Raw genomic sequence first — 24,804 nt, 5'->3', positions numbered from 1 at the left:
CTGGGCTGGCTATCAGGCCGGCGCAGAGGTCCGGATCAGGTGGTCGAAGGCACTCAGGGATGCCTTGGCCCCCTCGCCCACCGCAATCACGATCTGTTTGTACGGCACCGTGGTCACGTCACCTGCTGCGAAGACCCCCGGCAGCGAAGTCTCACCACGTGCGTCGACAATGATCTCGCCCCGCGGCGACAGCTCGACCGTCCCCTTGAGCCAATCAGTGTTAGGCAACAAGCCAATCTGTACGAAGATGCCTTCCAGGTCGACGGTATTGAACTCTCCCGTGTCGCGGTCCTTATAGACCAGGCCGGTGACCTTCTGGCCATCTCCCTTCACTTCGCTGGTCAAGGCACTGGTGATGACCTTGACGTTCGGCAAGCTGAACAGCTTGCGCTGCAACACCGCATCGGCGCGCAGCTTGCTATCGAACTCCAGCAGGGTGACGTGGCTGACAATACCGGCCAGGTCGATAGCCGCTTCGACACCGGAGTTGCCACCACCGATCACCGCCACGCGCTTGCCCTTGAACAACGGGCCATCGCAGTGCGGGCAGAAGCACACGCCCTTGGCCTTGTACTCCTGCTCGCCCGGCACACCCATTTCCCGCCAGCGGGCACCCGTGGCCAGGATCAGCGCCTTGGCCTTGAGGCTGGCCCCATTGGCGAACTGCACTTCATGCAACCCACCGACTTCGCTAGCAGGAACCAGGGCGCTGGCACGTTGCAGGTTCATGATGTCGACGTCGTACTGGCGGACATGCTCTTCCAGGGCCGCTGCCAGTTTCGGGCCTTCTGTTTCTTGTACCGAGATGAAGTTCTCGATCGCCATGGTATCCAGGACCTGGCCACCGAAACGCTCGGCAGCAACCCCCGTACGAATACCTTTGCGGGCAGCATAGATGGCAGCTGCAGCGCCAGCCGGGCCACCGCCGACCACCAGCACATCAAAGGCTTCTTTGGCGCTGAGTTTCTGCGCTTGTTTCTCCACCGCGCCGGTGTCGAGCTTGGCGAGGATTTCTTCCAGGCCCATGCGGCCCTGGCCGAAGTTCACACCATTGAGGTAGATGCTGGGCACCGCCATGACTTTGCGCTCGTCCACTTCAGCCTGGAACAAGGCGCCATCGATAGCGACATGGCGGATATTGGGGTTGAGTACCGCCATCAGGTTCAGCGCCTGGACCACATCCGGGCAGTTCTGGCACGACAGCGAGAAGTAAGTCTCAAAGTGGAATTCGCCCTTGAGCGAACGGACCTGCTCGATCACTTCCGCACTGGCCTTGGACGGATGACCACCTACTTGCAGCAGGGCCAGTACCAGGGAAGTGAACTCGTGCCCCATGGGGATACCAGCGAAACGCAGGCTGATATCACTCCCCGGGCGATTCAACGAGAACGATGGTTTGCGCACATCGGTACCGTTGTCGAGCAAGGTAATTTGATTGGAAAGACTGACGATGTCTTTGAGTAACGCGAGCATTTCCTGGGATTTCGCACCGTCGTCGAGGGAGGCAACGATCTCGATCGGCTGTGTGACCCGCTCCAGGTATGACTTCAACTGAGATTTAAGATTGGCGTCCAACATACGGGCGATTTCCTTTGATTCGGTAAAAAAACAACGCCCGGGCGAATCTCGCCCGGGCGTTATTTGAGGGCGGTGCGGCTTACTTAAGTGCGGATGACCGCCCCTGGATGACGCATGGACTTAGATCTTGCCGACCAGGTCCAGGGACGGAGCCAGAGTGGCCTCACCTTCTTTCCACTTGGCTGGGCAAACTTCGCCTGGGTGGGCAGCAACGTACTGGGCAGCCTTGATCTTGCGCAGCAGCTCGGAAGCATCGCGACCTACGCCGCCATCGTTGATTTCAACGATCTTGATCTGGCCTTCAGGGTTGATCACGAAGGTACCGCGGTCAGCCAGGCCGGCTTCTTCGATCAGCACGTCGAAGTTGCGCGAGATAGCCAGGGTCGGGTCGCCGATCATGGTGTACTTGATCTTGCCAATGGCTGGCGAGGTGTTGTGCCAGGCAGCGTGGGCAAAGTGGGTATCGGTGGAAACACTGTAGATTTCAACGCCCAGCTTCTGGAATTCGGCGTAGTTATCGGCCAGGTCTTCCAGCTCGGTCGGGCAGACGAAGGTGAAGTCAGCTGGGTAGAAGAATACGACAGACCACTTGCCTTTCAGGTCGGCATCCGATACTTCGACGAACTCACCGTTTTTGAATGCAGTGGCTTTGAACGGTTTAACTTGGCTGTTGATGATAGGCATCGTTGACTCTCCATCAGTGGTTGAAGACATTGGGTAAAAACTTGATGGGGAGAATCCTAGCCAATGAGTCGCCATCTGGCTCATTGGTAAACCTGATGCTATCGATTGGTTTTGGCTATCAGCCCGCTGTATTAATAGAAGAACCTCAAATCTACGAGCGCGCCCGCGGGTCCTGAAGGACTGCCATGCCCATGAAAGGCTCGGCATCGATGTAGCGCATGGCCGACTTCATGTCCTTCCAGCCGACATAGGTCATCAATGACTTGAGATCCCAGCCATTGCGATGGGCCCAAGTGGCGAAGCCTCGACGCAGGGAATGGCTGGTGTAGTGCTCGGCGGCTATGCCTGCGCGTTCCAGCGCCTGGCGCAACAAGGGAATCACGCTATTGGCATGCAGCCCCTGTTCGCCCAGGTTGCCCCAACGGTCGATAGCGCGGAACACCGGCCCACGCACCAACGCGGCGCCGTTGATCCACTCGATATAGGCCTGTACCGGACACAAACGCTGCAGGGCCGGGGTGTGATAGGTGCGCCCGAGGTTTTCACGATCGCTCTTGCTACGGGGCAGGTACAGGCTGATACCGGAGCCAGCATTGGCCTCTACGTGCTGGATCTGCAGGCGACATAACTCGTCACTGCGAAAGCCGCGCCAGAAACCCAGCAGGATCAACGCCCGATCACGCCGGGCGCGCAGTAGATCAGCCTGGCGCTGTTCGGCGATGGCGCTTGCAATTTCCTCGTCGAGCCAGGCGACCACCTGCTCCAGATGCCGCAGCTGCAAAGGTTCGGCCTGCTTCTCCTGGGCAGGGTGCACGGCACGAATACCCTTGAGCACCTGGCGTACCACTGGCGCCTTGGTGGGATCGGCAAAGCCCTGGCTGTTATGCCACTGAGCCAATGCTGACAGGCGTAATTTCAGGGTATTGAGCGATAGCTCACCGGCATAGGCCACCAGGTAACGTGCAACCCCCTCAGCCGTCGCCGGCAGAAACCCACCCCATTGGACCTCGAAGTGCTCGATGGCCGCCCGATAGCTGCGCCGGGTGTTGTCGCGGGTGGCGGCTTGCAGATAACGATCCAGCTCACTCATGGCTTCTAGGCTCTAACAGATACAAGGCTGTGGGGTGAAAGGCATCTTCACTCCTAATCACAAGGAATAATATTAAAATATTCCATGTTAGATTCCAGTTATCAAGCAAGCAAAACAAGCTGTACAATAATGCTAAATTACATACCACGTAACACAGTATTAAATCGTTGGAGGTAGCATGGCTCGTGGAGGCATCAATAAAGCGGTGGTGAAAAAAGCACGCCAGGCAATCCTTGCCCGCGGCGGTCACCCGAGCATCGATGCGGTACGTATAGAAATGGGTAATACCGGCTCGAAGACCACCATCCATCGCTACCTGAAAGAGCTGGATGATGGTGCTGGCCGTCGCGATATAGGCCCCGTACCCCTGGATGAAGAACTGGGAGAATTGGTAGGAAGGCTGGCCCAGCGCCTCCAGGAGCAGGCGCAAGAGCCTCTGGAACAAGCCCTCTCCCACTTCGAATCGCAGAAGCAGGCCCTTGAGCAGCAGCTGGATGAAATGCGCCAGCATCAGGAGCAACTGCAAGGACAACTGCAGGCCCAAGCCAATGCCCTGGCCAGTGAAAGCGCCGCGCTACAGGACGTCCGAGCCATGCTGCATGCGGAGCAGACCCGCAGCGCCGAGCTCAATCAGGCACTCAAGGACGCCGACCTGCGCCTTGCGGACAAAGAACAGCGAATCCACTCGCTGGAAGAGAAGCACCTGCATGCCCGTGATGCCCTGGAGCACTACCGTGCCGCCAGCAAGGAGCAGCGCGAACAGGAACTGCGTCGCCACGAAGGGCAAATGCAACAGGTACAGATGGAACTGCGCCAGGCCCAACAGAGCGCCCTGGTACGCCAGGATGAAATCACCCAGCTGCATCGCGATAATGAACGCCTGCTCAGCGAACAGCGAGCAACCGGCAAGGAACTCAAGCAAGCCCAGGAGATGGCGAACAAGAGCACAACCCGACAATCCCAACTCAGCGAGCAGTTGGCGCGACTGGACAGCGAAGGCGCCCTACTGCAGGAACGCCTGCGCGTGGCCTCGGAGGAAATCCTGGCTCTGAAGGAGAACCACGACAAACAGTCCCAGGCCAGCAAGGACATGGAGCTACGCGCCGCCAAGGCTGAAGCCAGCCTGGAGGCGCTGCGCCTGGCTGGCAGCAAGGCACAGCCAGGCGCTACAGCGGGCTCCTGATCAGCCCGCGACAGGGGTACGCATGGTTACGAACTCTTCGGCAGCCGTGGGGTGCACGCCAATGGTTTCGTCGAAGTCGCGCTTGGTCGCCCCAGCCTTCAGCGCGATCGCCAGGCCCTGGACAATTTCACCGGCATCCGGGCCGACCATGTGGCAGCCCAGCACCTTATCGGTCTGCGCATCGACCACCAGCTTCATGAGCGTACGCTCCTGGCATTCAGTGAGCGTCAGCTTCATCGGCCGGAAGCGGCTTTCGAAAATCTGCACCTCATGCCCCGCTTCACGGGCCTGCTCTTCGCTCATGCCAACGGTGCCGATATTCGGCAAGCTGAACACGGCAGTGGGAATCATCCGGTAATCCACCGGGCGATACTGCTCGGGCTTGAACAGGCGGCGTGCCACCGCCATGCCTTCGGCCAAGGCGACCGGAGTCAACTGGACGCGCCCGATGACGTCGCCAATGGCCAAGACTGATGGCTCGCTGGTCTGGTACAGGTCATCGACCTCGACAAAACCGCGCTTGTCGAGCTTGACCCCAGTGTTTTCCAAGCCCAGGTTGTCGAGCATCGGCCGACGCCCGGTGGCGTAGAACACACAGTCGGTCAGCAGCGTACGACCGTCCTTGAGGGTGACCTGGAGGCTGCCGTCGGCCTGCTTGTCGATACGCTCGATATCGGCATTGAACTGCAGTCCCAGGCCGCGCTTGGTCAGTTCTTCCTGCAAATGCTTGCGTACCGCACCATCAAAGCCCCGCAGGAACAGATCCCCGCGATACAGCAATTGGGTATCGGCTCCCAGGCCATGGAAGATCCCGGCGAACTCCACCGCAATATAACCACCACCTACGACCAGGATGCGCTTGGGCAGCTCCTTGAGGTAGAACGCCTCATTGGAACTGATGGCATGTTCGCGCCCTGCAATATCCGGGATCTGCGGCCAGCCACCGGTGGCGATCAGGATGTGCCTGGCGGTGTAGCGCTGGCCATTGACTTCCACCTGATGCGGGTCGATGAGCCTGGCGTGGCCCTCGTGCAGGGTCACACCGCTATTGACCAATAAATTACGGTAGATGCCATTGAGGCGGTTGATCTCACGATCCTTGTTGGCGATCAGGGTCGCCCAGTCGAAGTTCGCTTCGCCAAGATTCCAGCCAAAACCCGAGGCCTGCTCGAAGTCTTCAGCGAAGTGGGCACCGTACACCAAGAGTTTTTTCGGCACGCAGCCGACATTGACGCAGGTGCCTCCCAGATACCGGCTTTCAGCCACCGCAACCTTGGCTCCGAAGCCTGCGGCGAATCGCGCGCAACGTACACCACCGGAACCGGCACCTATTACATAAAGATCAAAATCGTAGGCCATTTCACTCTCCCAGGCAGGCTGACAAGCATAACCTCAGTTGGCGAGCGGGTCAGCGCAGAGGATGGACATAAGGGCGATAAATGAAAAAGCCACCCGAAGGTGGCTTTTCCAGACAGGTCCGCACAGCGGCTATCAGTAAGCCTTGCCGGTCTTGTAGAAGTTCTCGAAGCAGAAGTTGGTCGCATCGATGTAGCCTTCGGCACCACCGCAGTCGAAACGCTTGCCCTTGAACTTGTAGGCCATTACGCAGCCATTTTGCGCCTGCTTCATCAGCGCGTCGGTGATCTGGATCTCGCCACCCTTGCCCGGCTCGGTCTGCTCGATCAGATCGAAGATGTCCGGAGTCAGGATGTAGCGACCAATGATCGCCAGGTTCGAAGGTGCATCTTCAGGCTTCGGCTTCTCGACCATGCTGTGCACACGGTAGATATCGTCGCGAATCATCTCGCCGGCAATCACGCCGTACTTGTTGGTTTCCTGCGGATCGACTTCCTGGATGGCCACGATCGAGCAACGGAACTGCTTGTACAGCTTGACCATCTGGGTCAGTACGCCGTCACCTTCGAGGTTGACGCACAGGTCGTCGGCCAGCACCACAGCGAAAGGTTCGTCGCCGATCAGCGGACGGCCAGTGAGAATCGCATGACCCAGACCTTTCATTTCAGTCTGGCGAGTGTAGGAGAACGAGCACTCGTCCAACAGCTTGCGGATACCGACCAGGTATTTTTCCTTGTCGGTGCCCTTGATCTGGTTTTCCAGCTCGTAGCTGATGTCGAAGTGGTCTTCGAGCGCACGCTTGCCGCGGCCAGTCACGATGGAGATTTCATTCAATCCGGCATCCAGCGCTTCTTCTACGCCGTACTGGATCAGTGGCTTGTTCACCACCGGCAGCATCTCTTTGGGCATGGCCTTAGTCGCTGGCAGGAAGCGAGTACCGTAACCGGCTGCTGGGAACAAGCATTTCTTGATCATATGAGTCCTTAAAAAGGCTGTGCTTACAAGTTTCGGCGCAGTCTAATCAGGCGGCGAGCACCTTACAATGCCCCACACTGGCTATCCGCTGCCATCATAGAGAAATAAAGCGCCAGATAGTTCCACCGCGAGTTCCAGATAGCTTGCAAGAGAACCACTCTCAACACGATGAGGCCCGCTGGCCGGGGCCTTCAGCCAATCCTGAACAATCACGATCAGGCCTGTTCACCCCACTCCAGCCTACCCGTAGCCACCCCTCGGCACTCGACACAGTATGGCCGACAGGATCAAGGCCACCAGCGCAATGCATCGGCTCGTGCCGACCAGAAGCCCCAGGATGCGCTATACCGAAATGGCCATTAGCTATAGCATCGCCATCAGATCTCTGCTTGCTCCCGCCAGGTGTATCCATGAAAAAAATCCTCGCAATGACCACCGCCCTAGCCCTGAGCGGTTGCGCCAGCATCACCGACACCTACCTGGCCGATGGCGAGCAGGCGTTGAGCATCGACTGCTCTGGCGAGGCCGGCTCCTGGGCCAGCTGCTATGAGAAAGCCGAAGCCTCCTGCGCCGGCACGGGCTATCGGATCATCGGTACCCAAGGCACTCCAGCCCCCAGCGACAGCGAAAAGACGCTGGGTGCCGACGTCGGCAACTACAAGAGCCGTAGCGTAGTGGTGGTCTGCAAGTAAGAGGAAAAATTCGCTACATGTGGATTTCGGCGAACTTGATACCCAGGCCACGGATGGTCTCGATCAAGTCGTCCAGGCGAGTAAAGGACTCCACTTCGTCGCTGTCATCTACCAGGAAGTAGCTGCGCCCGGCACTCTTCTTGAAAAACACGATCCATTCTCCCGAGTTGGCCGGGTTCTGGATCACATGGGTGGCAGAGATCAAGCCCTCTGCATGCTTTTCCCTGACGTGTTCCCGCTTCATGCTCTCTCCCAAAAAAACGATGCCGCCCGGGCGCGGACCCGGGCGGCATCGGTGACGATAGAGCATAGTTTATCGGATGCCCTGGCCTATCAGCACCCCATCTACCGTCTGGCCATACAGATTCACTCCATCATTGGCGTGGAACTTGAGGCGGGTCTTCTCGATGGAGCCTTCCACCAGCCGCGGATCCTGGGGCCGCTCATGGCTATTGACGAAAGCGGCGACATCCCAAGCCTGCTCATCACTCAAGCTGCCCCCTTTACCCAAAGGCATGTTGTGCTTGATGAAAGACGCGGCGGTATTGATCCGGTGCATTCCCGCCCCCCAGTTGTAGGAGTCCTTGCCCCAAAGCGGCGGCATGACATAGTCCGCACCGGCTTTCTGGCCCTGCCCCTGGTCGCCATGACAGATCGAGCACTGCGCCTGATAGACCGCAGCCCCGCGCTTGAGGTCATACCCCTTGGCAGGCGGCGGCACATCAGGATAACCGCGACCGGGCAACTCGACGCCCAAGGGGGCCTTGCTCGCCAGCCAATAGGCATACACCGACAACGCAGTGATTTCCGGACTGTCCGCCGCAGGCGGCTTGCCGCCGTTCATGCTGAACTGGAAGCACCCCTGCAGACGCTCGGCGAAGGTATTGACCTTGTCGTTTTTCTTGCGATAAGCGGGATACATCGGGTAGGCGCCCCACAACGGCGCGGAGTTGGCCAGGCGCCCCTGGTCGAGGTGGCAATTGCTGCAATTGAGTCCATTGCCCACATACTGCGGTGCCAGACGCTTGGTATCGACAAACAGCGCATGCCCCTCTCGCACCAGCTTGCCATAGGCATTGTCAGGCAATTCGCTCTCGGCTGGCGGCTTGAAATACTCGGTGTGGGCAGTAGCGCTCGGCGCCGGAATCTGCGACTGATCTTCCATGGCGATATTGGCTGCCTGTACCTGGGCCGCCAGCAGGCTCATCAGTCCCCCTGCAATCAACAGCTTCATTGATGCGCCTCCTTCTGGCCCAGACTGGCGAAGTAATCCGCCACGGCCGTCACTTCTTCGGCACTCAGGGACTTGGCGATATGCCCCATCAGGTTGTTGGGATCATTGTGCCGCCCACCTTCGCGCCAAGCGTTCAGCTGCGCCACCAGGTAAGTGGCAGGCTGCCCGGCAAGAGGCGGAAAAGCCTGGCCGACACCTACACCACCAGGACCATGGCAACTGACACACTCCGGAACCTGTCGGTCCCAGGCTCCTCGCAGTGCCAGGCGCTCACCGACACCTTCGGCCAATTGGCCACGATTGCTCAGGGGAGTCTTCGGGGCGGGCATGGAAGCCAGGGTGCTGGTGATGGCGGTGATTTCGTCTTCAGTCAGGGCCTTGGCCAGCGGCTGCATGACCGGGCTAGTGCGGGCGCCACTGCGAAAATCATGCAGTTGCTTGCTCAGGTAGCTGGCCGGCAACCCGGCAAGGCGCGGAAACCCGGCAGGCGCCAGGCCCATTCCATCCGCACCATGACAAGCCATGCAAGCCGCCGCCCCTGGCTGGGAGCCTCCCTGGGTGAAGATTTTCTGTCCATCCACGGCATGGGCAGTTTGCACAAACAGTAGCATCAGGCCACTCAATAGCATTCGATCCAGTGGGATCATATGAACTCCATTATTCTAGTTATATGCTTAGACTTAGTAGATATAAGCGAGCAAATAGTAGGACAATCGATCCACACCGACAACGCAAAATTAGCCTTCGCCATTCGCGCTACATGAGCCCTCCGAGTTCTTCGGAGCAACAAAAAAGCCAGTCGAGACTCATGCCGCTAGCGATGAGAGTCTCGACTGGCTTTTTTGGGGACTGAACTTGGCGCAGGTCAGCCCGAGATGCATTTTTCCCCAGCAGTAAGCACATCCTGAGGACGCAACGGGTTGTTGGACATCTGTTCGTGCAACTTGATGCTGCTACCCGAGGACCGCTCATCAATGTAGAAAACCGCTGCAGGTGCCGAAGACAGGCTTTGCGGCACAATCACCCGATACCCACCCTTGTGGGGCTCCACCTGCAAGGCTCCACGGCTCTTGGAGAGTTTCTCGGCCAAGCACTTGGCGTACTCATCAGGCTTCTTGCCTGAAATGACGTTCAAGGTCGGCGGCGTCTGATTGATATCCGAAACGGTTGAGCAACCACCCATTGCCAACGCCAGAACCCATACCCACCGCTTCATAATATGAAATCTCCAATAAAATCCCTCCGACAGTAAAGCTGCTGTTTTTCTCCGGAGGCACGGCTTTTATCGCCGATAAAAATCCAAATAACTGTTTTAAATTGTCAAAGTCCGACAGCGGGGCCGAATCATAAACCCTTGGGCCTGATAAACTGCAGCATCGCCCACGCAAACGTTGTTTGCTTTGTAATAGCCCATCTGGAGGCGCCCATGAAATTCATCCACCAGCGCGAGCACCTGAACGAGGACGACATTGTCGTCATCGAGTGCTCCCAGGTCTGCAACATCCGCCTCATGAATGATGCCAACTTCCGCAGTTTCAAGAACGGCGGTCGCCATACGTACCACGGCGGTGCCTTCGACAAGTTCCCGGCAAAGATCACCGCGCCCAGCACCGGATTCTGGAACATCACCATCGATACCGTCAGTCGGCGAGCCATCAGCGTCACCCGTAAGCCGACCCTCACGCATTCGATCCGCATCATCCGCCGCTCCACCTCGAAACTGCGCTAGCCCTCAGCCTGCTCCTTGCGCCAACAGGTAATCCCGTGTCCAAGACCACCAAGTACGTCATCAAATACAAGCTCAACGGCGAGCGCCGCTTCGAATTCGCCCAACTCCAGAACGGTACCGCCGAAGAAGCCCATGCCGCGCTACTGGCCCTGCATGGCCAGAGTACCGATGTCATCAGCGATGTCAGTGTGAGCAAGGCCCTGTAAACGGATTCCAGCGCAAGCATCGGAGTGTTTGCCGAGCAGGTGAACCGCAGACTGGCTGGAGTCATTCGCATCCAGGACCGTCTCGCCATGCCTCTCTCCCCTCTCCATGAACGCCTGCAACGGTTTGACTGGGCCTGCATCGAACAGGCCCTCGACCAGGATGGCTGCGCCCGGCTCGAAGGCTTGCTCAACAAGGCTGAATGCCAGGCCATGAGCAGCCTCTATCAAGACACCGGCCGGTTCCGCTCGAAGGTCCTCATGGCCCGCCATGGCTTCGGGCTAGGCCAATACCAGTACTTTCGCTACCCACTGCCAGACCCCGTGGCCGAGTTGCGCCAGCGAATCTACCCTTACCTGGTGGACCTGGCCAACCGCTGGAACCAGACACTGGGCATCGATACACGCTACCCCAGGGAACACCTGGACTTTCTCCAGCGTTGCCACGCTGCCGGCCAGCAACGCCCCACGCCGTTGTTGTTGCAATACGGCGCCGGGGACTACAACTGCCTGCACCAGGACGTGTATGGCGAGCATGTATTTCCCCTGCAAGCGGTCTTCCTGCTATCGCAACCAGGAACAGACTTCAGCGGTGGTGAACTGGTGCTCACCGAGCAGCGCCCACGCATGCAATCGCGTCCGCAGGTCATTGGTCTGAAGCAAGGTGATGGCCTGCTCTTCGCCGTGCACCATCGACCAGTCAAAGGCTCTCGCGGCCATTATCGAGTGACCATGCGCCACGGCGTCAGCCGCGTGCTCAGTGGCCAGCGCCATACCCTCGGAGTGATTTTCCACGATGCATTGTGATGACCTGGGGCCCGCAAGCCTCGGACTCTTCAGCGAAGAGGACCTGCAACAGCCTGCGCACATCCAGGTACTTGGCCCGCAGTCTCGTGTATTGCGAGGCTTCGCCCTGCCCTGGGTCGAGCACCTGCTGCCACAGCTGGAACGGGTTCTGGAGCAGGCGCCCTTTCGCCACATGGTGACGCCAGGCGGCTTCAGCATGTCGGTCGGCCTAAGCAGTTGCGGACAGCTGGGCTGGACCACCGACCCCAGTGGCTATCGCTACAGCCCGGTGGACCCGCAGAGCTCACGCCCGTGGCCAGCGATGCCCGAGGTATTTCGACAGCTGGCCCAGGCGGCGGCGGATGCGGCCGGCTTCACCGGGTTTTCTCCCGATTCCTGCCTGATCAACTGCTACCGGCCCGGGGCGAAGATGTCCTTGCACCAGGACAAGAACGAACGCGACTACCGGGCCCCAATCGTGTCATTGTCCCTGGGCTTGCCAGCGATCTTTCTATTCGGCGGCCAGCAACGCAGTGACAAGAGCCAGCGAGTGCCATTGCTGCACGGCGACGTAGTGGTCTGGGGTGGAGTAGACCGCCTGCGCTTCCACGGCGTGATGCCGATCAAGGAAGGGACTCACGCCCTGCTGGGCCAACAGCGGATCAACCTGACGTTTCGCCAGGCCGGGGCCGGCCAGGAATTCGAACGCAAGACCCGGAGTGCCGGGCAGCGTCCGAATGACTAACCTGGCCGGCATCACCCATCGAGAATCGACCATGAACGCGACGTCACGTAAACATCGCATCGAACAGGATCCCCGCTGGCAGGCCGTGCTCAGGCGCGATGCCAACGCCGACGCCAGCTTCGTCTATGCCGTGCGCACCACCGGCGTGTATTGCCGCCCCAGCAGCCTGTCACGGTTGCCGAAGGCGGAGAACGTCGAGTTCTTCGACAGCGCCGAACAGGCCGAAGCCGCGGGCTACCGTCCCAGCAAGCGACTGGCCAGCGACCAGACCCAGGTCGCAGCACATCATGGGGCCGTGGTGGCCGCAGCCTGTCGCCAGATCGAAAGCGCCGAGTCGGTACCCAGCCTGGAACAACTGGCACAACAGGCCGGCATGAGCAGCTACCACTTCCATCGAGTGTTCAAGGCCGCCACGGGCCTGACACCAAGGGGCTATGCCAATGCACAGCGCTCGCGCAAGGTACGCTCGCACCTGCAGCGCGGCCACTCGGTGACCGATGCCCTGTACGACGCCGGGTTCAACTCCAACAGCCGTTTCTATGAGGCTGCGGACCAGCTCCTGGGCATGAAGCCCAGCGACTACCGCGCTGGCGGCCCCAACAACGACATTCGCTTTGCCGTGGGCCAATGCTCCCTCGGGGCGATTCTGGTGGCACAAAGCGAGCGCGGGGTCTGCGCCATCCTCATGGGAGACGACCCCAACCTGCTGGTGGAAGAGTTGCAGGACAAGTTCCCCAAGGCCAACTTGATCGGCGCCGATGACTCGTTCGAGCGATTGGTGGCCCAGGTGGTGGGATTCATCGAAGCGCCGGCCATTGGCCTGAACCTGCCCCTGGACCTGCGCGGCACGGCGTTCCAGGAGCGGGTATGGCAAGCCCTGAGGAGCATCCCCGCCGGCAGCACGGTCAGCTACACCGAGATTGCCCGACGCATAGGCGCCCCGCGATCCTGCCGGGCCGTGGCCCAGGCCTGCGCCGCCAATAGCCTGGCAGTGGCCATCCCCTGCCACCGGGTGGTGCGCAGTGATGGCAACCTGTCAGGCTATCGCTGGGGCGTGGAGCGCAAGCGTCAGTTGCTGGAGCGCGAAGGCTCGTCCGAGGCCTGAACACCGATGTAGATCGCCACCGAATCGGCGCTGGTATAGACCTCGAAATCGGTGGCATAGGCACGACGCACCTGGGGGTTGTCCTGGAAGTAGGCCCAGATGAATCCCCAGGCCTGGATCACGCACTCCGGCATGGCCCCCTTGGCACTGAACACCAGGTATTCACCGCCCTGGATCTGGACACCGGGATACTCGACGCAGGCCCCATCCAGCGCGACACCGGCGGTCACGTCGAAGTATCCCGTAGCATCGGACTCGTAGTTGGAATAAACCCCATAGACGAACGAGTCTTCCTGCCTTGGCGCAATCTTGTCGTACAGATTCTCGACGTAGAAACGCTGCCACATCGGGCCGATCAAGGCAGTGCCTGGCTGTTGCTCATGGGCATTGAGGGTACGTACCTGCAATCCAGCCACACTGAAGGGCTGCACTTGGCGCAGTTTTACATCCATGGTCGGCCTTCCTTTGATAATGCGATGAGTGAAAAATCGCCGCAGTCTAGCGCCTGTCTGGCGGCCTCGACAGCCCAGCCCCCCTCTTGCAGTCGCAGCCCGCACGGCTCACTTGCCTCCGAGAGGAAAATCCGACTGGCCTCAGCCTGCCGTCTCCTGCTAAAACCTGCGCAGCATCGTCTAAAACCGCCGCTGGAGAACCACGTCAAATGAGCCCATGGACTGATACCCGCCTCCTGGACCTGCTGGGAATCGACCTGCCGATCATTCAAGCACCGATGGCCGGTCCCGCCGGCTCCGCCATGGTCATTGGCGCCGCCCGTGCCGGAGCCCTGGGGTCGCTCCCCTGTGCCATGCTCAGCCCCGAGCAGATCCGCCAGGAGGTGCAGGTCATTCGTTCGACCAGCCATCACCCGCTGAATCTCAACTTTTTCTGCCATCAACCGCAGCCGGTCGATGCGGAGCGTGAAGAGCGCTGGAAAAACGCCCTGGAGCCCTACTATCGCGAACTGGGCGTCGATTTCGACGCGCCGACACCAGTCAGCGATCGCGCGCCCTTCGATGAAACCAGCTGCCGACTGGTGGAAGAGCTGCGTCCCGAGGTGGTGAGTTTCCACTTCGGGTTGCCGGAGCCCACGCTCTTGGCCAGGGTCAAGGCCACCGGCGCGAAGATCCTGTCTTCGGCCAGCACCGTGGACGAGGCGTTGTGGCTGGAGGCTCGCGGTTGCGATGCGATCATCGCCATGGGTTATGAAGCCGGCGGTCACCGGGCGATCTTCCTCAGCGACGACCTCAATACCCAGGTCGGCACCATGGCCCTGGTTCCGCAGGTTGCCGATGCGGTGAAGGTTCCAGTGATTGCCGCTGGCGGCATTGGCGATGCCCGGGGCATCGTCGCGGCGCTGGCCCTGGGAGCATCCGCGGTACAGATCGGCACGGCTTACCTGTTCACTCCAGAGGCCAAGGTCAGCGCCGCTCATCACCAGGCCCTGCGGACCGCCAAGGAAAGCCAGACGGCGCTGACCAACCTGTTCACCGGGCGTCCGGCCCGCGGCATCGTCAACCGCATCATGCGTGAAGTCGGCCCCATCAGCCCCCTGGCCCCGGCCTTTCCTCGCGCCGGCGGTGCGCTGCTGCCTCTGCGAGCCAAGGGCGAAGCGGACTTCGCCAACCTCTGGTCCGGGCAAGCGCTGCGCCTGGGCGTGGAACTGCCAGCCTACGAGCTGACCCTGCGCCTGGCCGAACAGGCCCTGGCCCAACTGCGCAGGCGTTGATGGAACCTGGCCGCGACCCAGGTCGCGGCACAGTTCCGTTCGTCGGCAAATCGCTATATATTTCGCTACACAGCGATTCCCCCGCGTTGGCACGCCCCCTTGCAACCACCCACCGCCCAACGCTTTCCTTGCCCAATGGAGCTGTTCGATGAACCTTCGCGTCCCAGGTTTTGCCCCGACTTGCCTCGCCACCCTGCTCGCCGTCTTCGCCCTCGGTTCGGCCCAGGCCGCTGAAGTCCAGGTTGCGGTCGCAGCCAATTTCACCGCACCGATCCAGGCCATCGCCACCGACTTCGAGAAAGACACCGGGCACAAGCTGGTAGCCGCCTATGGTGCCACTGGACAGTTCTATACCCAGATCAAGAATGGCGCGCCGTTCGAAGTGTTCCTTTCCGCCGACGACAGCACTCCGCAAAAACTCGAGAGCGAAGGCGACATCGTCAAGGGCTCCCGCTTCACCTACGCCGTCGGTACGCTGGCCCTGTGGTCGGCCAAGGACGGCTACGTCGACAGCAAGGGCCAGGTACTCAAGGACAATCAGTACCAACACCTGTCGATTGCCAACCCCAAGGCCGCACCCTATGGCCTGGCCGCTACCCAGGTCCTGGCCAAACTGGGCCTGACCGACAAGGTCAAGGGCAAGATCGTCGAAGGCCAGAACATCACCCAGGCCTACCAGTTCGTCTCCACCGGCAATGCCGAGCTGGGCTTCGTCGCCCTGTCGCAGATCTACAAGGATGGCAAGGTCACCGGCGGTTCGGCCTGGATCGTACCGGGCGACATGCATGACCCGATCAAGCAGGATGCAGTGATCCTCAACAAGGGCAAGGACAACCCGGCCGCCAAGGCCCTGGTTGACTACCTCAAGGGGCCGAAGGCGGCAGCGATCATCAAGTCCTATGGCTACCAACTGTAAATGAACCTATCGAGTGCCGATTTTTCCGCGATCTGGCTGACCCTGAAACTGGCGTCCCTGACCACCCTGATCCTGCTGGTCGTCGGCACTCCGATAGCCCTGTGGTTATCACGTACTCGCTCCTGGCTACGCGGACCTGTCGGTGCCGTGGTGGCCCTGCCCCTGGTCCTGCCGCCCACGGTGATCGGCTTCTATCTGCTGCTGGCCCTGGGTCCCAACGGTTTCTTCGGCCAATTCACTCAGTCCCTGGGCCTGGGTACCCTGACCTTCAGCTTTAGCGGCCTGGTGCTGGGCTCGGTGATCTACTCCATGCCCTTTGTCGTACAACCGCTGCAGAACGCTTTCTCGGCCATTGGCAGCCGCCCCCTGGAAGTGGCCGCGACCTTGCGTGCCAATCCGTGGGATACCTTTTTCAGCGTGATCCTGCCCCTGGCTCGGCCGGGCTTCATCACCGCCTCGATCCTGGGTTTTGCCCATACCGTCGGCGAGTTCGGCGTGGTGTTGATGATCGGCGGCAATATTCCAGAGAAGACCCGGGTGGTCTCGGTGCAGATCTACGACCACGTAGAGGCGATGGAGTACGCCCAGGCCCACTGGTTGGCCGGAGCCATGCTGGTGTTTTCGTTCCTGGTACTGCTGGCCTTGTATTCGAGCCGCAAGACCAAGGCCGGCTGGAGCTGACCCCATGAGCATCCAACTCACACTGCAACTGGACTATCGCCAATTTGCCCTGGATCTGGACCTGCAATTGCCTGGGCGAGGCGTGACCGCGCTCTTCGGCCACTCAGGTTCGGGCAAGACCACCTGCCTGCGCTGCATTGCTGGCCTGGAACGCGCTGGACGCGGACGCATCCAGGTCAACGATGAACTCTGGCAAGACAGCCAGCGCAAGCTATTCGTCCCGCCCCACAAGCGCTCCCTGGGCTATGTGTTCCAGGAAGCCAGCCTGTTCCCGCACCTGTCGGTGCAGGCCAACCTGGAATTCGGCCTACGGCGCATCCCCAAGCCACAGCGCCGTGTCGACATGATCCAGGCGACGGAACTCCTGGGTATCGGCCACTTGCTGCAACGCCATCCCCAGCACCTGTCGGGTGGCGAGCGCCAGCGCATCGGCATTGCCCGGGCCCTGCTCACCAGCCCCCGACTGTTGCTGATGGACGAACCCCTGGCCGCCCTGGATTCCAAGCGCAAGAACGAAATCCTGCCCTACCTGGAACGCCTGCACGACGAGCTGGACATCCCCGTCCTCTACGTCAGCCACTCCCAGGATGAAGTAGCGCGCCTGGCCGACCACATCGTCCTGCTCAGCGAGGGTCAGGCCCTGGCCAGCGGGCCCATTGGTGAAACCCTGGCCCGTCTCGATCTGCCGCTGGCCCAGGGGGACGATGCTGGTGTGGTGCTGCAAGGCCAGGTCAGTGCCTACGACTCGGTTTACCAGCTACTGAACCTGCAATTGCCCGGTAGCGACCTGCAGGTGCGCGTAGCTCACGAGCCGGTAGCGCCGGGCAAGACCGTACGCTTCAAGGTCCAGGCCCGGGATGTCAGCCTGAGCCTGCAGGCCAGCGAACACAGCAGCATCCTCAATCGCCTGCCGGTTACTGTCCGCGAAGAAATACCGGCCGACAACAACGCCCATGTCCTGGTGCGCCTGGATGCCATGGGTTCTGCCCTGCTGGCGCGCATCACCCGCTATTCCCGCGACCAACTTCAACTGCACCCAGGCCAGCAACTCTGGGCGCAGATCAAGGCAGTGGCGGTCCTGGCTTGACCCCCAGGGCGATGCTCATTGCAGCAAAGTGCTTGTCAGGAGAAATATTCCGGCGTTAGGCTACGCGCCTTCTTTCCCGTCCCAGGACGATTGCCGACGTGAACAACTAAGCCTTCCAGAAATGTACTCGCAACGAGCCTCGATAGCGCTCGTTGATCTGTTCTCACATTTTCCGGAGGTGCTGATGACTCACGTCACACGGCTGCCTGCGCTGGTTTCCCTGAACCAGCTGACTTATCAATTCGCCAATGGCGAGATCCTGTTCAACGCCCTGAACCTGACATTCGATCGCCAACCAACGGCCATCGTTGGGCGCAACGGCATGGGCAAGTCCCTGCTGTTGCGCCTGATCGCCGGTGAACTGCCCGCCTCGTCCGGCAGCATCAACTGCAACGCTCGCCTGGCCTATGTGCCCCAGGACCCATCGCCACAACCGCAGCAGAGCGTCGCCCAGGTCGCGGGGCTTGCCCAGGCCCTGGAAGCTCTTGAGCGCCTGGCAGGCGGCACCGCCAGTCTGAACGACCTGCAACAGGTCGATGAGCGCTGGGACCTGGCCGAACGCCTGCGCCAAGCCCTGGACGCCTCGGGGCTGCAGAGCGTCGAGCCGCATGACCTCGCCGCCACCCTGAGCGGCGGCCAGCTGGCCCGGGTCGTGCTGATCGGAGCCCTGCTCAGCGGCGCCGAGCTCCTGCTGCTCGACGAGCCCAGCAACCACCTGGACCGCGCTGGCAGGCACTGGCTGATGGAGCAGCTCCAACAATGGCGCGGCGGCCTGATCCTGGTCAGCCACGATCGCCAGCTGCTGATGCAGGTGCAGCGCATCGTTGAACTCACCCCCCAGGGGGTGCAGGCCTACGGTGGCAACTACGCACTGTTCCAGGCCCAGCGCGAAGCTCATCACCAAGCGGCCCAGACGGCCCTGGAGCATGCCCGCACCCAGCGCAGCCGTGAACACAAGCGCCTGCAACGCGAGCACGACACCATCCAGCGCCACGCTGCGGCATCGCGTAAATACGCCAAGTCCGCCAATGTCTCGGGATTCGAGCGGGCCAAGATGCTTGGCGCCGCGCGAGACATCATGGGCAAGGTGCGCCAGGCCCACCAGGGGCACAAAGGCGCTCTTGACGATCAGGTGCGCGAAGCCTTTGCCCGGGTCGGCCCGGAGCAACCGACCCTGCTCACCTTGCCCGCGACGACCCTGCAGGCTGGCCAGGCAGTGCTCAACCTGCAACGAGCCCAACTGCCATGGTTGGACAGCCAGGCACCCTCCTCATACCTGACCTGCAACGTCACCGGACCAGCCCGTATCGCCCTGGTGGGGCCCAACGGTTGCGGCAAGTCCACCTTACTGAAGATGCTTGCTGGCTTGTTGTCTCCTGTGAGCGGCGATTGCCGGGTAGCGGTGAGCAGCGCCTACCTGGACCAGCACCTGGCGCAACTGGACCCACAACGCTCACTGCTCGAACAACTGGGTACAGCCGACACCCCTCTTGAAGAGAGCGCCTTGCGCACCCGCCTGGCGCGTCTGCAACTGGATGCCCTGCGGGTACAGCAACCCTGCGCCCTGCTCAGCGGTGGAGAACGGTTGAAAGCCGCCCTGGCCCTGGCTCTGTGGAACGGCACCCCGGCCCGCCTGCTGTTGCTCGACGAACCCACCAACCACCTCGACCTGGAATCGGTGCAGGCGTTCGAACGGGCCCTGCGAGACTTTCCCGGCGCCCTGGTAGTGGCTTCCCACGATCAGGATTTTCTCCAGGCCCTGGTTGTCACCCATGTCCTGGAATGGTCCCCCCAGGGCTGGCACCTCAGGGAGCTGCACCCATGAACTGAAATCACGCCGCCAACACCCGCCAGGGACAAGCCTTCATGCTAGATTTGTCCCCTTCATCAATGGACAGGGAGCGCCAACCCATGCAGTTCGGCTACACCATCATCTATGTACCCGAGGTCGAAAAATCCTTGCAGTTCTTCGAGCAGGCCTTCGGCTTCAAACGCCGTTTCCTGCATGAATCCGGCACCTACGGCGAACTGGAAACCGGCAGCACGGCCCTGGCTTTTGCCGACCATCAACTGGCCGAGATGAACTTCAAGACGGGCCATGTTGCCGCCCATGCCTCACCACAACCTCTGGGCATGGAACTGGGCCTGGTCACCGACGACGTTCATGCGGCCCACGCCAGGGCCCTGCGCTATGGAGCCCAGGAGCTCGCCGCCCCCAACAGCAAGCCTTGGGGGCAGATCGTCTCCTACGTACGCTGCCCGGACGGAACCCTGGTGGAATTGTGCACCCCGGTCGGGGCCTGAAGCTGGAAGCTGGCGGGCAAGACTACTTGAGCTTGACCGCCGTCCCGGTGGCAAAGACCACCACCATGCCACCACGTCCGGATGGCATGCTGATCTCGAAGTCCAGCCCGACCACCGCATCGGCGTGGCATTGGCGGGCACGCTCCTTGATTTCGTCGGTGGCCTGGATGCGGGCCTCCTTCAAGGCTCGCTCCAGGGTCTGGGAGCGGCCACCGAAGAAGTCGCGCATACCGGCGAACATATCGCGCACCACATTGATGCCCTGGACAGATTCGGCACTGACGATGTCCAGGTAAGCGGCAATTTCGCGACCTTCGATGTGGGCGGTGGTGGTGACAATCATGTGTTTCTCCCTTGAGCGGACAACCCATCCCGATAGCCCGGGACGGCAACGCTGGCGATGGTAGCAGAGCGGCAGTGAGCGCCGCAGGGATGGCCACGAACGACAGCCCCGCTCGATGGCGGGGCTTGGTATCAGGGTTTCAGGGGACGCTCTTCATCCAGTTCCGACAGGCTCTTGCCATCGTCCGGATGCTTCCACGTCTGCGGTGGCGGTTCCTTGTGCTCGACCTCGCAGGGCTCCGTCTCATCGCTGCTTTCATGCTCATAAGGGCGCTGCCGTTGTATTGCCATGCCCACCTCTCTTCCTGAAGGGATTTTCGAGTCGCCCAATCAGGTTAGAACAGATCTGGCAACGATCCGCAGTCAGCCGACCAAACAACGCTGGCGTCCTGCTCGAAGATGAAACTTGTTTCACCCAGGCGCCCGCTTGAGCCTTGTATAGTCGCCCTGCTCATTCAAGCAACTACGTTGTTCGCCCGCTCTCCCGCGGGCTTTTTTTTGCCTCGGCAACACCGAGGCCCAGGGCCTCATTGGGGCTCGACTTCCTGGCAATCCTTGAGCAGGACCTGCTCCTTGGCGGTGTGGTCGGCCTCCAGGAACGACAGCACGGCCTCCTTGCCCTTGGTGTGCCAGCGGAAGCTGTTCTGTTCGTCGTCCGCCACATACAAGGCTCCAGAGGCCGAGCGGGCGATATGCATGGGGATCAATTGGTCCTTGTAATAAAGGGTGGCGAACGAGGTGCCATTGTCGATGTTCAGGTAGGCGGCATCGACACGAACCTTGCCTTCGCACTGATAGCGCGCAACCTGGCTCTGGTAGGACGGCTCCTGGACCTCCGGCTGAGGCTGCGCGGCCTGGCCCAGGATCGGCAGGGCCGCAGCCAGGACAGCGGCGCAGAGCGGTGCGAGACGGTTTTTCATGGTGTTTCCCCCAGACAGAATAAGACGCCTGATGGGACTGGCAGCTCCATTTTTAGTTCAGCCATGCCGATTCCCCGCCCTAGAACAGCTCGTCCAGTTGCTCGAAGTATTCGCGCTGCAGGGACTGGTCCGGCACCCCCAGCTCGCGCAGGTACTGATCGGCAATCTCCAGGCCGATCTGCTCGCGCAGGTCACGATGGACGAAGGCAATATCCAGCCAGCGATCGGCCAGGCCACCGCGCCCAAGGTCGATGAAGTGCAACTCATCGCGCCCATCGACGAAGACATTGCTGTCGCCCAGGTCGCCGTGGGAGAACAGCAGCTCTTCCCTGGGCCTGTTGTCCTGCAAGCGGGCCCGCAAGTCCTCGGCGCTGGCCAGGCCCGGCCATTGCCCGAGGTCATGCTCCACGGCGCACAGTCCATTGGCCAACAGGTAGTCCAGCTCCGCGAGGCGTACTGCGATCCCCGAGTCGAATGGACAACCCTGTGTTGGCACCGCCTGCACCCGCTGCAAGGCCATCTGGAACAGTTCCAATGCTACCCGCGGTTCACCGATCAACTCGGACAGCGGCACTCCCGGTACCTGGCGGGTGATCATGAACTCATGCTCCTGGTCCTGCGCCACCAGCACCAGCTCGGGTACCTTCAGGCGCCCGGCCAACCACTCCAGCACCCTGGCCTCGCGCAACACACTGTAGGTGGTGGGTGCGAAGATCGCGGGCGACGACTTGAGGAAAAACCCCTCGCCCCCACGGCGAAAGCCATGCACCTGGCACGGCGACTCGCCGATCGTATCAGGCAGCAGGGTCGCTTCACCGATGAAGCGGGCGATACTGGCAGGCAGCTTCATCGACCGGGCGCCCCTGCCGCTCCAGAGGGTGGCGTAGTGGCGACAGGTTCTGCCGGCTCGCTTCGGTCATACGGCATCAGTTCCAGATAGTCGGCGAGCCCGGCCTGGACCACAGGCTTGACCATGATATGTACACGGTGGCGCAACAGGCCCATCTCGATATCGTCGCGACGGCGAACCAGGACGTAACCACAACCGCTCCAAAACGCCCGGGCCCGCAGGTTGTCCTCCACGACCACCAACCGCAACCAGCGCGCACCTTGCTGGCCGGCCCAGTCTTGGAGTGCTCGATGCAGTTGCCGGGCGATACCGCTGCCCTGGCGGGCAGTCGCTACCATGAACAGGCCGATGTGCCAGACCCCCACGACCATCAGGTCGCTGACGATACTGCTGAACGCCACCAACTCATCCCGGGCATCGAAAAACCCGATCTTCCATTTACGAGTAAAACTCCAGCCCGCGGGCAAGCTGTCCTGGATCTCGTCCCGGGCCTCGTCCGGCTGTGGCGCAGAGCCATGCACAATGTGGAAATAATCCGGATTGGCAACAAAGAAACACTGCAACGCAGCCTCATCGGCCAGGGTGATTTCCCTGGCCCTCAGTGCCATCGAGGCAACCTGGGGCAACACTGTCGGCGACATGTTCTGACTCCGTTCCGAACGTTCTAGGCATGATTTGGAAGGAGCGATCCTAGCCCGCCGAAGACCTGGCAACCGGCATTATTTGTTGGAAAACTGTACCCGCGACCCTGGCGGCAGTGCTCATCCGTTTTGTTATCATCCGGCCGCCCTACACGACCAACTGTGTTTTTTTGCTGTGGATTTGCCCAATGCCCGATCCCTTGTCCTCCCCTGGTTATCTGCGCTTGTTGGCCCTGCAGCAGCGCATTCATCAATTCACCCAAGACCAGGCCGCCGAGCGCGGTGACCACCCCGATGACCTTGCCACCCCACTGTGGACCAGCGACTACAACTACCTGGCCCTGGCCCCGATGCGCGGCGGATTGCATGTGGAATACCACGGCGAACTGTGGGACGAACCTTTTGCCTGGACCCTGGAGTGCCTGGCCGAACAAGCCGTGGCCAGTACGCTCAGCTCGCTGCTGTTCTCCGGTCCCGATACCGGGGCCAACGGCACCCGTGAATGGGAGTTCACTGCGCTGCTGGACAGCGACGCGACCTTTAGCCAGCTCAGGTCACTGGTGATCCGCCCGACCGAACCTGAGCACCACAACATCTCGCTGGTGCAGAAAGCGGGCCGCATTATGGAGGAAGCCGGGGAAGTCGCCCGCTTCGTCGCCAAGACGCCCTACCTCAGTGAATTGACCCTGCCCAATGCCCCCGATGGCAACTTCTTCGAGGTCGATTTGCCGTACCTGGAACAGCTCCACATCGGCGCAGGCTCTGATACCCAGGGTTTTATCGACAACCTGGCCGCATCGAGCAACCTGCCACGGCTGTTCAACCTTGACTTCAGCGAGTCCACCGAACTGCAGCAAACCTGGCCGGAGCAACGCGAGCCTGGCACCGTCACGTCCTTTGCCAGCTATGAAAAGCTGTTTGCCAGCCCAGCCTTCGACTCAGTGCGAGCCTTGCGCCTGCGCAATACCTGCCTGAGCCTTGAGCAGCTGCAAACCTTGCAGCGGATGCGCCCGGGCTTGCAGTTCATGGTGATCCAGGCCACAGCGGGAGGTTATGTGAGCCATTTCGCCCAGCAGGTATTCCCCTGGCGCCACCTGGTGCAGCCGGAGTTGGGGCAACGCTGAAGTCGCTTCGAACCAAGGATGATCGTAGCTCTCTGATTTATCTTGGTTTTTCTACTGGTTACAGAGCCAGGAAAGCGGCCTTTTTGCCGAGTTCGACCTTGATTCGAGAGGAGTGGATGTATATATTCCACACCCTGTTTCAAACACTGGGTGACTGTCTCCCCAGTGCCGCGTTATCGCGCTACCGCCCGAATGGCGAAACTGGTAGACGCATGGGACTTAAAATCCCCCGCTCGTAAGGGCGTGCCGGTTCGATTCCGGCTTCGGGCACCATATAAATCAAGGGCTTGCGTGAGTTTTCCTCTCGCAGGCCCTTGTTGTTTCTGGTCCGCAAAAACGACCGTGGTCCGCAATTAGATATTTACATCCCTCCTCCGGCGTCCTGTCGATCGGCCACAAACTCCATCACTCATGCGACACCACCACGACTGCGCGTACAGCGCTCCATCAACTTCTTCAAGCCCACTGATGTTCAGCCCGAGCTGAGCCATACCGTTGATCTTTGCATCATGTAGTCTCGGGAAAACATCAGGACCCGGACCACTATTGAAGATCCAGGCCTGAATGCAGCAGCGCCCAAGCTCTTGGCTGTGAGACTCAAAAATATGAACGTCGCCTTTCACGGGCTGGATCTTTTCTAAGCCTTTCGGCAGGTATTGCTACGCCACGCTCCCTGCGGCGAACGATTAGAAAATTCATGGGGATCACATCAATTTGTATACACATACAGTATTTCATCGTTCAGCGCACAACGAAGAGAAGCCGACAGGCGGAGCTATGCTTTCCTTCTCAGCCTGAGGGTATCGCCATGTGCGGACGACTCTCGCAGTACCGCGGCATTCATGACTTCGTT

29 protein-coding genes, 1 tRNA gene and 1 pseudogene are annotated in these 24,804 nt (G+C 60.6%); 15 read left to right on the top strand and 16 right to left on the bottom strand.

Annotated features, from left to right (window positions below; all coding sequences use genetic code 11):
• Positions 1–12: 12 nt before the first annotated feature.
• The 3 genes from ahpF to ATY02_RS13445 all read right to left on the bottom strand — a co-directional run bounded on the left by ahpF (position 13) and on the right by ATY02_RS13445 (position 3,352).
• Positions 13–1,578, bottom strand: a complete 1,566-nt coding sequence (ahpF, locus tag ATY02_RS13455) for an alkyl hydroperoxide reductase subunit F (RefSeq protein ID WP_068580757.1) — start codon at positions 1,576–1,578, stop codon at positions 13–15.
• Between the two features lie 120 nt (positions 1,579–1,698).
• Positions 1,699–2,262, bottom strand: a complete 564-nt coding sequence (gene ahpC, locus ATY02_RS13450; protein WP_017907017.1) for an alkyl hydroperoxide reductase subunit C — start codon at positions 2,260–2,262, stop codon at positions 1,699–1,701.
• A 151-nt stretch (positions 2,263–2,413) separates the two neighbouring features.
• Complete coding sequence (locus ATY02_RS13445) at positions 2,414–3,352, bottom strand: site-specific integrase (RefSeq protein ID WP_068580754.1); 939 nt, start codon at positions 3,350–3,352, stop codon at positions 2,414–2,416.
• Between the two features lie 178 nt (positions 3,353–3,530).
• Between ATY02_RS13445 and ATY02_RS13440 the strand changes: the two genes are divergently transcribed.
• Positions 3,531–4,535 (top strand): DNA-binding protein, encoded by a 1,005-nt coding sequence (locus ATY02_RS13440; protein WP_068580751.1) that lies wholly within the window; start codon positions 3,531–3,533, stop codon positions 4,533–4,535.
• Here ATY02_RS13440 and gorA read toward each other — a convergent pair whose 3' ends face one another.
• A complete protein-coding gene (gene gorA, locus ATY02_RS13435) occupies positions 4,536–5,894 on the bottom strand; it encodes a glutathione-disulfide reductase (protein WP_068580749.1) in 1,359 nt (452 codons plus the stop codon).
• Positions 5,895–6,026: 132 nt separating this feature from the next.
• Entirely contained in the window at positions 6,027–6,866 is an 840-nt protein-coding gene (gene galU, locus ATY02_RS13430) for a UTP--glucose-1-phosphate uridylyltransferase GalU (protein ID WP_011061681.1), read from the bottom strand.
• Between the two features lie 410 nt (positions 6,867–7,276).
• Between galU and ATY02_RS13425 the strand changes: the two genes are divergently transcribed.
• Positions 7,277–7,558, top strand: a complete 282-nt coding sequence (locus ATY02_RS13425; protein ID WP_068580747.1) for a hypothetical protein — start codon at positions 7,277–7,279, stop codon at positions 7,556–7,558.
• A gap of 13 nt (positions 7,559–7,571) precedes the next feature.
• On the opposite strand, the gene ATY02_RS13420 is transcribed toward ATY02_RS13425, so the two are convergent.
• From ATY02_RS13420 to ATY02_RS13405, 4 genes are all read right to left on the bottom strand, one after another.
• Entirely contained in the window at positions 7,572–7,802 is a 231-nt protein-coding gene (locus tag ATY02_RS13420; RefSeq protein ID WP_068580745.1) for a hypothetical protein, read from the bottom strand.
• Positions 7,803–7,871: 69 nt separating this feature from the next.
• Positions 7,872–8,723 (bottom strand): c-type cytochrome, encoded by an 852-nt coding sequence (locus ATY02_RS13415; protein ID WP_164487365.1) that lies wholly within the window; start codon positions 8,721–8,723, stop codon positions 7,872–7,874.
• A gap of 65 nt (positions 8,724–8,788) precedes the next feature.
• Positions 8,789–9,439, bottom strand: coding sequence for a c-type cytochrome (locus ATY02_RS13410; protein ID WP_068580741.1), 651 nt, complete (start codon positions 9,437–9,439; stop codon positions 8,789–8,791).
• Between the two features lie 218 nt (positions 9,440–9,657).
• Positions 9,658–10,008 (bottom strand): hypothetical protein, encoded by a 351-nt coding sequence (locus ATY02_RS13405; RefSeq protein WP_068580739.1) that lies wholly within the window; start codon positions 10,006–10,008, stop codon positions 9,658–9,660.
• A 210-nt stretch (positions 10,009–10,218) separates the two neighbouring features.
• Here ATY02_RS13405 and ATY02_RS13400 point away from each other — a divergent pair, with 210 nt between their 5' ends.
• From ATY02_RS13400 to ada, 5 genes are all read left to right on the top strand, one after another.
• Positions 10,219–10,521: a DUF1883 domain-containing protein gene (locus ATY02_RS13400; protein ID WP_068580737.1), complete on the top strand. Its 303-nt coding sequence runs from the start codon at positions 10,219–10,221 to the stop codon at positions 10,519–10,521.
• A 35-nt stretch (positions 10,522–10,556) separates the two neighbouring features.
• Positions 10,557–10,727, top strand: coding sequence for a hypothetical protein (locus ATY02_RS13395; RefSeq protein ID WP_164487328.1), 171 nt, complete (start codon positions 10,557–10,559; stop codon positions 10,725–10,727).
• A gap of 87 nt (positions 10,728–10,814) precedes the next feature.
• Positions 10,815–11,531 carry a 2OG-Fe(II) oxygenase gene (locus tag ATY02_RS13390; RefSeq protein WP_068580735.1) on the top strand — a complete coding sequence of 239 codons (717 nt, stop codon included), beginning with the start codon at positions 10,815–10,817 and terminating at the stop codon, positions 11,529–11,531.
• Positions 11,521–12,255: a DNA oxidative demethylase AlkB gene (gene alkB / locus ATY02_RS13385; RefSeq protein ID WP_068580732.1), complete on the top strand. Its 735-nt coding sequence runs from the start codon at positions 11,521–11,523 to the stop codon at positions 12,253–12,255. Before ATY02_RS13390 ends, alkB begins: the two co-directional genes overlap by 11 nt.
• A 31-nt stretch (positions 12,256–12,286) precedes the next feature.
• Complete coding sequence (gene ada / locus ATY02_RS13380) at positions 12,287–13,360, top strand: bifunctional DNA-binding transcriptional regulator/O6-methylguanine-DNA methyltransferase Ada (protein WP_068580780.1); 1,074 nt, start codon at positions 12,287–12,289, stop codon at positions 13,358–13,360.
• On the opposite strand, the gene ATY02_RS13375 is transcribed toward ada, so the two are convergent.
• The gene (locus ATY02_RS13375; protein WP_068580730.1) at positions 13,324–13,812 is read right to left on the bottom strand and encodes a GyrI-like domain-containing protein; all 489 of its coding nucleotides are present in this window, start codon (positions 13,810–13,812) and stop codon (positions 13,324–13,326) included. The two genes, ada and ATY02_RS13375, sit on opposite strands and share 37 nt — an antisense overlap.
• 209 nt (positions 13,813–14,021) lie before the next feature.
• Between ATY02_RS13375 and ATY02_RS13370 the strand changes: the two genes are divergently transcribed.
• The 6 genes from ATY02_RS13370 (at position 14,022) to ATY02_RS13345 (ending at position 20,074) form a co-directional block, all read left to right on the top strand.
• Complete coding sequence (locus tag ATY02_RS13370) at positions 14,022–15,086, top strand: NAD(P)H-dependent flavin oxidoreductase (protein ID WP_068580728.1); 1,065 nt, start codon at positions 14,022–14,024, stop codon at positions 15,084–15,086.
• Positions 15,087–15,234: 148 nt separating this feature from the next.
• Positions 15,235–16,002: a molybdate ABC transporter substrate-binding protein gene (gene modA / locus ATY02_RS13365; protein WP_068580726.1), complete on the top strand. Its 768-nt coding sequence runs from the start codon at positions 15,235–15,237 to the stop codon at positions 16,000–16,002.
• Positions 16,003–16,683, top strand: a complete 681-nt coding sequence (gene modB, locus ATY02_RS13360) for a molybdate ABC transporter permease subunit (RefSeq protein WP_068580724.1) — start codon at positions 16,003–16,005, stop codon at positions 16,681–16,683.
• 4 nt (positions 16,684–16,687) lie between these two features.
• Positions 16,688–17,770: a molybdenum ABC transporter ATP-binding protein gene (modC, locus tag ATY02_RS13355; RefSeq protein WP_068580722.1), complete on the top strand. Its 1,083-nt coding sequence runs from the start codon at positions 16,688–16,690 to the stop codon at positions 17,768–17,770.
• 184 nt (positions 17,771–17,954) lie between these two features.
• Positions 17,955–19,595: an ATP-binding cassette domain-containing protein gene (locus tag ATY02_RS13350; protein ID WP_068580720.1), complete on the top strand. Its 1,641-nt coding sequence runs from the start codon at positions 17,955–17,957 to the stop codon at positions 19,593–19,595.
• 86 nt (positions 19,596–19,681) lie between these two features.
• Positions 19,682–20,074 (top strand): VOC family protein, encoded by a 393-nt coding sequence (locus ATY02_RS13345; RefSeq protein WP_068580718.1) that lies wholly within the window; start codon positions 19,682–19,684, stop codon positions 20,072–20,074.
• Between the two features lie 22 nt (positions 20,075–20,096).
• Here ATY02_RS13345 and ATY02_RS13340 read toward each other — a convergent pair whose 3' ends face one another.
• The 5 genes from ATY02_RS13340 to ATY02_RS13320 all read right to left on the bottom strand — a co-directional run bounded on the left by ATY02_RS13340 (position 20,097) and on the right by ATY02_RS13320 (position 22,827).
• The gene (locus ATY02_RS13340) at positions 20,097–20,417 is read right to left on the bottom strand and encodes a YbjQ family protein (protein WP_068580716.1); all 321 of its coding nucleotides are present in this window, start codon (positions 20,415–20,417) and stop codon (positions 20,097–20,099) included.
• Between the two features lie 131 nt (positions 20,418–20,548).
• Positions 20,549–20,707 (bottom strand): hypothetical protein, encoded by a 159-nt coding sequence (locus ATY02_RS13335; RefSeq protein WP_164487329.1) that lies wholly within the window; start codon positions 20,705–20,707, stop codon positions 20,549–20,551.
• 236 nt (positions 20,708–20,943) lie between these two features.
• Complete coding sequence (locus tag ATY02_RS13330; RefSeq protein ID WP_068580714.1) at positions 20,944–21,336, bottom strand: MliC family protein; 393 nt, start codon at positions 21,334–21,336, stop codon at positions 20,944–20,946.
• 79 nt (positions 21,337–21,415) lie between these two features.
• Complete coding sequence (locus ATY02_RS13325; protein WP_068580712.1) at positions 21,416–22,186, bottom strand: APH(3') family aminoglycoside O-phosphotransferase; 771 nt, start codon at positions 22,184–22,186, stop codon at positions 21,416–21,418.
• Positions 22,183–22,827, bottom strand: coding sequence for a GNAT family N-acetyltransferase (locus ATY02_RS13320; protein ID WP_068580710.1), 645 nt, complete (start codon positions 22,825–22,827; stop codon positions 22,183–22,185). The genes ATY02_RS13325 and ATY02_RS13320 overlap by 4 nt, the downstream gene beginning before the upstream one ends.
• 188 nt (positions 22,828–23,015) lie before the next feature.
• Here ATY02_RS13320 and ATY02_RS13315 point away from each other — a divergent pair, with 188 nt between their 5' ends.
• Both ATY02_RS13315 and ATY02_RS13310 read left to right on the top strand, forming a co-directional pair.
• Positions 23,016–23,951, top strand: coding sequence for a hypothetical protein (locus ATY02_RS13315; RefSeq protein WP_068580708.1), 936 nt, complete (start codon positions 23,016–23,018; stop codon positions 23,949–23,951).
• 186 nt (positions 23,952–24,137) lie between these two features.
• Positions 24,138–24,224: transfer RNA gene (locus tag ATY02_RS13310), tRNA-Leu, on the top strand.
• A gap of 80 nt (positions 24,225–24,304) precedes the next feature.
• Here ATY02_RS13310 and ATY02_RS36050 read toward each other — a convergent pair.
• Positions 24,305–24,650: pseudogene (locus ATY02_RS36050) on the bottom strand (hypothetical protein).
• Positions 24,651–24,804: the final 154 nt, after the last annotated feature.

The organism is Pseudomonas sp. BIOMIG1BAC, from assembly GCF_001705995.2.
GTDB lineage: Bacteria > Pseudomonadota > Gammaproteobacteria > Pseudomonadales > Pseudomonadaceae > Aquipseudomonas > Aquipseudomonas sessilinigenes.
Note: the sequence above shows the minus strand (reverse complement) of the source record. Positions and strands in the feature narration are given on the sequence as shown.

What these genes read in the sequence shown, in the direction of transcription:
- ahpF (WP_068580757.1), bottom strand. Translation starts at nt 1,578, where the DNA reads ATGTTGGACGCCAATCTTAAATCTCAGTTGAAGTCATACCTGGAGCGG.
- ahpC (WP_017907017.1), bottom strand. Translation starts at nt 2,262, where the DNA reads ATGCCTATCATCAACAGCCAAGTTAAACCGTTCAAAGCCACTGCATTC.
- ATY02_RS13445 (WP_068580754.1), bottom strand. Translation starts at nt 3,352, where the DNA reads ATGAGTGAGCTGGATCGTTATCTGCAAGCCGCCACCCGCGACAACACC.
- ATY02_RS13440 (WP_068580751.1), top strand. Translation starts at nt 3,531, where the DNA reads ATGGCTCGTGGAGGCATCAATAAAGCGGTGGTGAAAAAAGCACGCCAG.
- gorA (WP_068580749.1), bottom strand. Translation starts at nt 5,894, where the DNA reads ATGGCCTACGATTTTGATCTTTATGTAATAGGTGCCGGTTCCGGTGGT.
- galU (WP_011061681.1), bottom strand. Translation starts at nt 6,866, where the DNA reads ATGATCAAGAAATGCTTGTTCCCAGCAGCCGGTTACGGTACTCGCTTC.
- ATY02_RS13425 (WP_068580747.1), top strand. Translation starts at nt 7,277, where the DNA reads ATGAAAAAAATCCTCGCAATGACCACCGCCCTAGCCCTGAGCGGTTGC.
- ATY02_RS13420 (WP_068580745.1), bottom strand. Translation starts at nt 7,802, where the DNA reads ATGAAGCGGGAACACGTCAGGGAAAAGCATGCAGAGGGCTTGATCTCT.
- ATY02_RS13415 (WP_164487365.1), bottom strand. Translation starts at nt 8,723, where the DNA reads ATGGAAGATCAGTCGCAGATTCCGGCGCCGAGCGCTACTGCCCACACC.
- ATY02_RS13410 (WP_068580741.1), bottom strand. Translation starts at nt 9,439, where the DNA reads ATGATCCCACTGGATCGAATGCTATTGAGTGGCCTGATGCTACTGTTT.
- ATY02_RS13405 (WP_068580739.1), bottom strand. Translation starts at nt 10,008, where the DNA reads ATGAAGCGGTGGGTATGGGTTCTGGCGTTGGCAATGGGTGGTTGCTCA.
- ATY02_RS13400 (WP_068580737.1), top strand. Translation starts at nt 10,219, where the DNA reads ATGAAATTCATCCACCAGCGCGAGCACCTGAACGAGGACGACATTGTC.
- ATY02_RS13390 (WP_068580735.1), top strand. Translation starts at nt 10,815, where the DNA reads ATGCCTCTCTCCCCTCTCCATGAACGCCTGCAACGGTTTGACTGGGCC.
- alkB (WP_068580732.1), top strand. Translation starts at nt 11,521, where the DNA reads ATGCATTGTGATGACCTGGGGCCCGCAAGCCTCGGACTCTTCAGCGAA.
- ada (WP_068580780.1), top strand. Translation starts at nt 12,287, where the DNA reads ATGAACGCGACGTCACGTAAACATCGCATCGAACAGGATCCCCGCTGG.
- ATY02_RS13375 (WP_068580730.1), bottom strand. Translation starts at nt 13,812, where the DNA reads ATGGATGTAAAACTGCGCCAAGTGCAGCCCTTCAGTGTGGCTGGATTG.
- ATY02_RS13370 (WP_068580728.1), top strand. Translation starts at nt 14,022, where the DNA reads ATGAGCCCATGGACTGATACCCGCCTCCTGGACCTGCTGGGAATCGAC.
- modA (WP_068580726.1), top strand. Translation starts at nt 15,235, where the DNA reads ATGAACCTTCGCGTCCCAGGTTTTGCCCCGACTTGCCTCGCCACCCTG.
- modB (WP_068580724.1), top strand. Translation starts at nt 16,003, where the DNA reads ATGAACCTATCGAGTGCCGATTTTTCCGCGATCTGGCTGACCCTGAAA.
- modC (WP_068580722.1), top strand. Translation starts at nt 16,688, where the DNA reads ATGAGCATCCAACTCACACTGCAACTGGACTATCGCCAATTTGCCCTG.
- ATY02_RS13350 (WP_068580720.1), top strand. Translation starts at nt 17,955, where the DNA reads ATGACTCACGTCACACGGCTGCCTGCGCTGGTTTCCCTGAACCAGCTG.
- ATY02_RS13345 (WP_068580718.1), top strand. Translation starts at nt 19,682, where the DNA reads ATGCAGTTCGGCTACACCATCATCTATGTACCCGAGGTCGAAAAATCC.
- ATY02_RS13340 (WP_068580716.1), bottom strand. Translation starts at nt 20,417, where the DNA reads ATGATTGTCACCACCACCGCCCACATCGAAGGTCGCGAAATTGCCGCT.
- ATY02_RS13335 (WP_164487329.1), bottom strand. Translation starts at nt 20,707, where the DNA reads ATGGCAATACAACGGCAGCGCCCTTATGAGCATGAAAGCAGCGATGAG.
- ATY02_RS13330 (WP_068580714.1), bottom strand. Translation starts at nt 21,336, where the DNA reads ATGAAAAACCGTCTCGCACCGCTCTGCGCCGCTGTCCTGGCTGCGGCC.
- ATY02_RS13325 (WP_068580712.1), bottom strand. Translation starts at nt 22,186, where the DNA reads ATGAAGCTGCCTGCCAGTATCGCCCGCTTCATCGGTGAAGCGACCCTG.
- ATY02_RS13320 (WP_068580710.1), bottom strand. Translation starts at nt 22,827, where the DNA reads ATGTCGCCGACAGTGTTGCCCCAGGTTGCCTCGATGGCACTGAGGGCC.
- ATY02_RS13315 (WP_068580708.1), top strand. Translation starts at nt 23,016, where the DNA reads ATGCCCGATCCCTTGTCCTCCCCTGGTTATCTGCGCTTGTTGGCCCTG.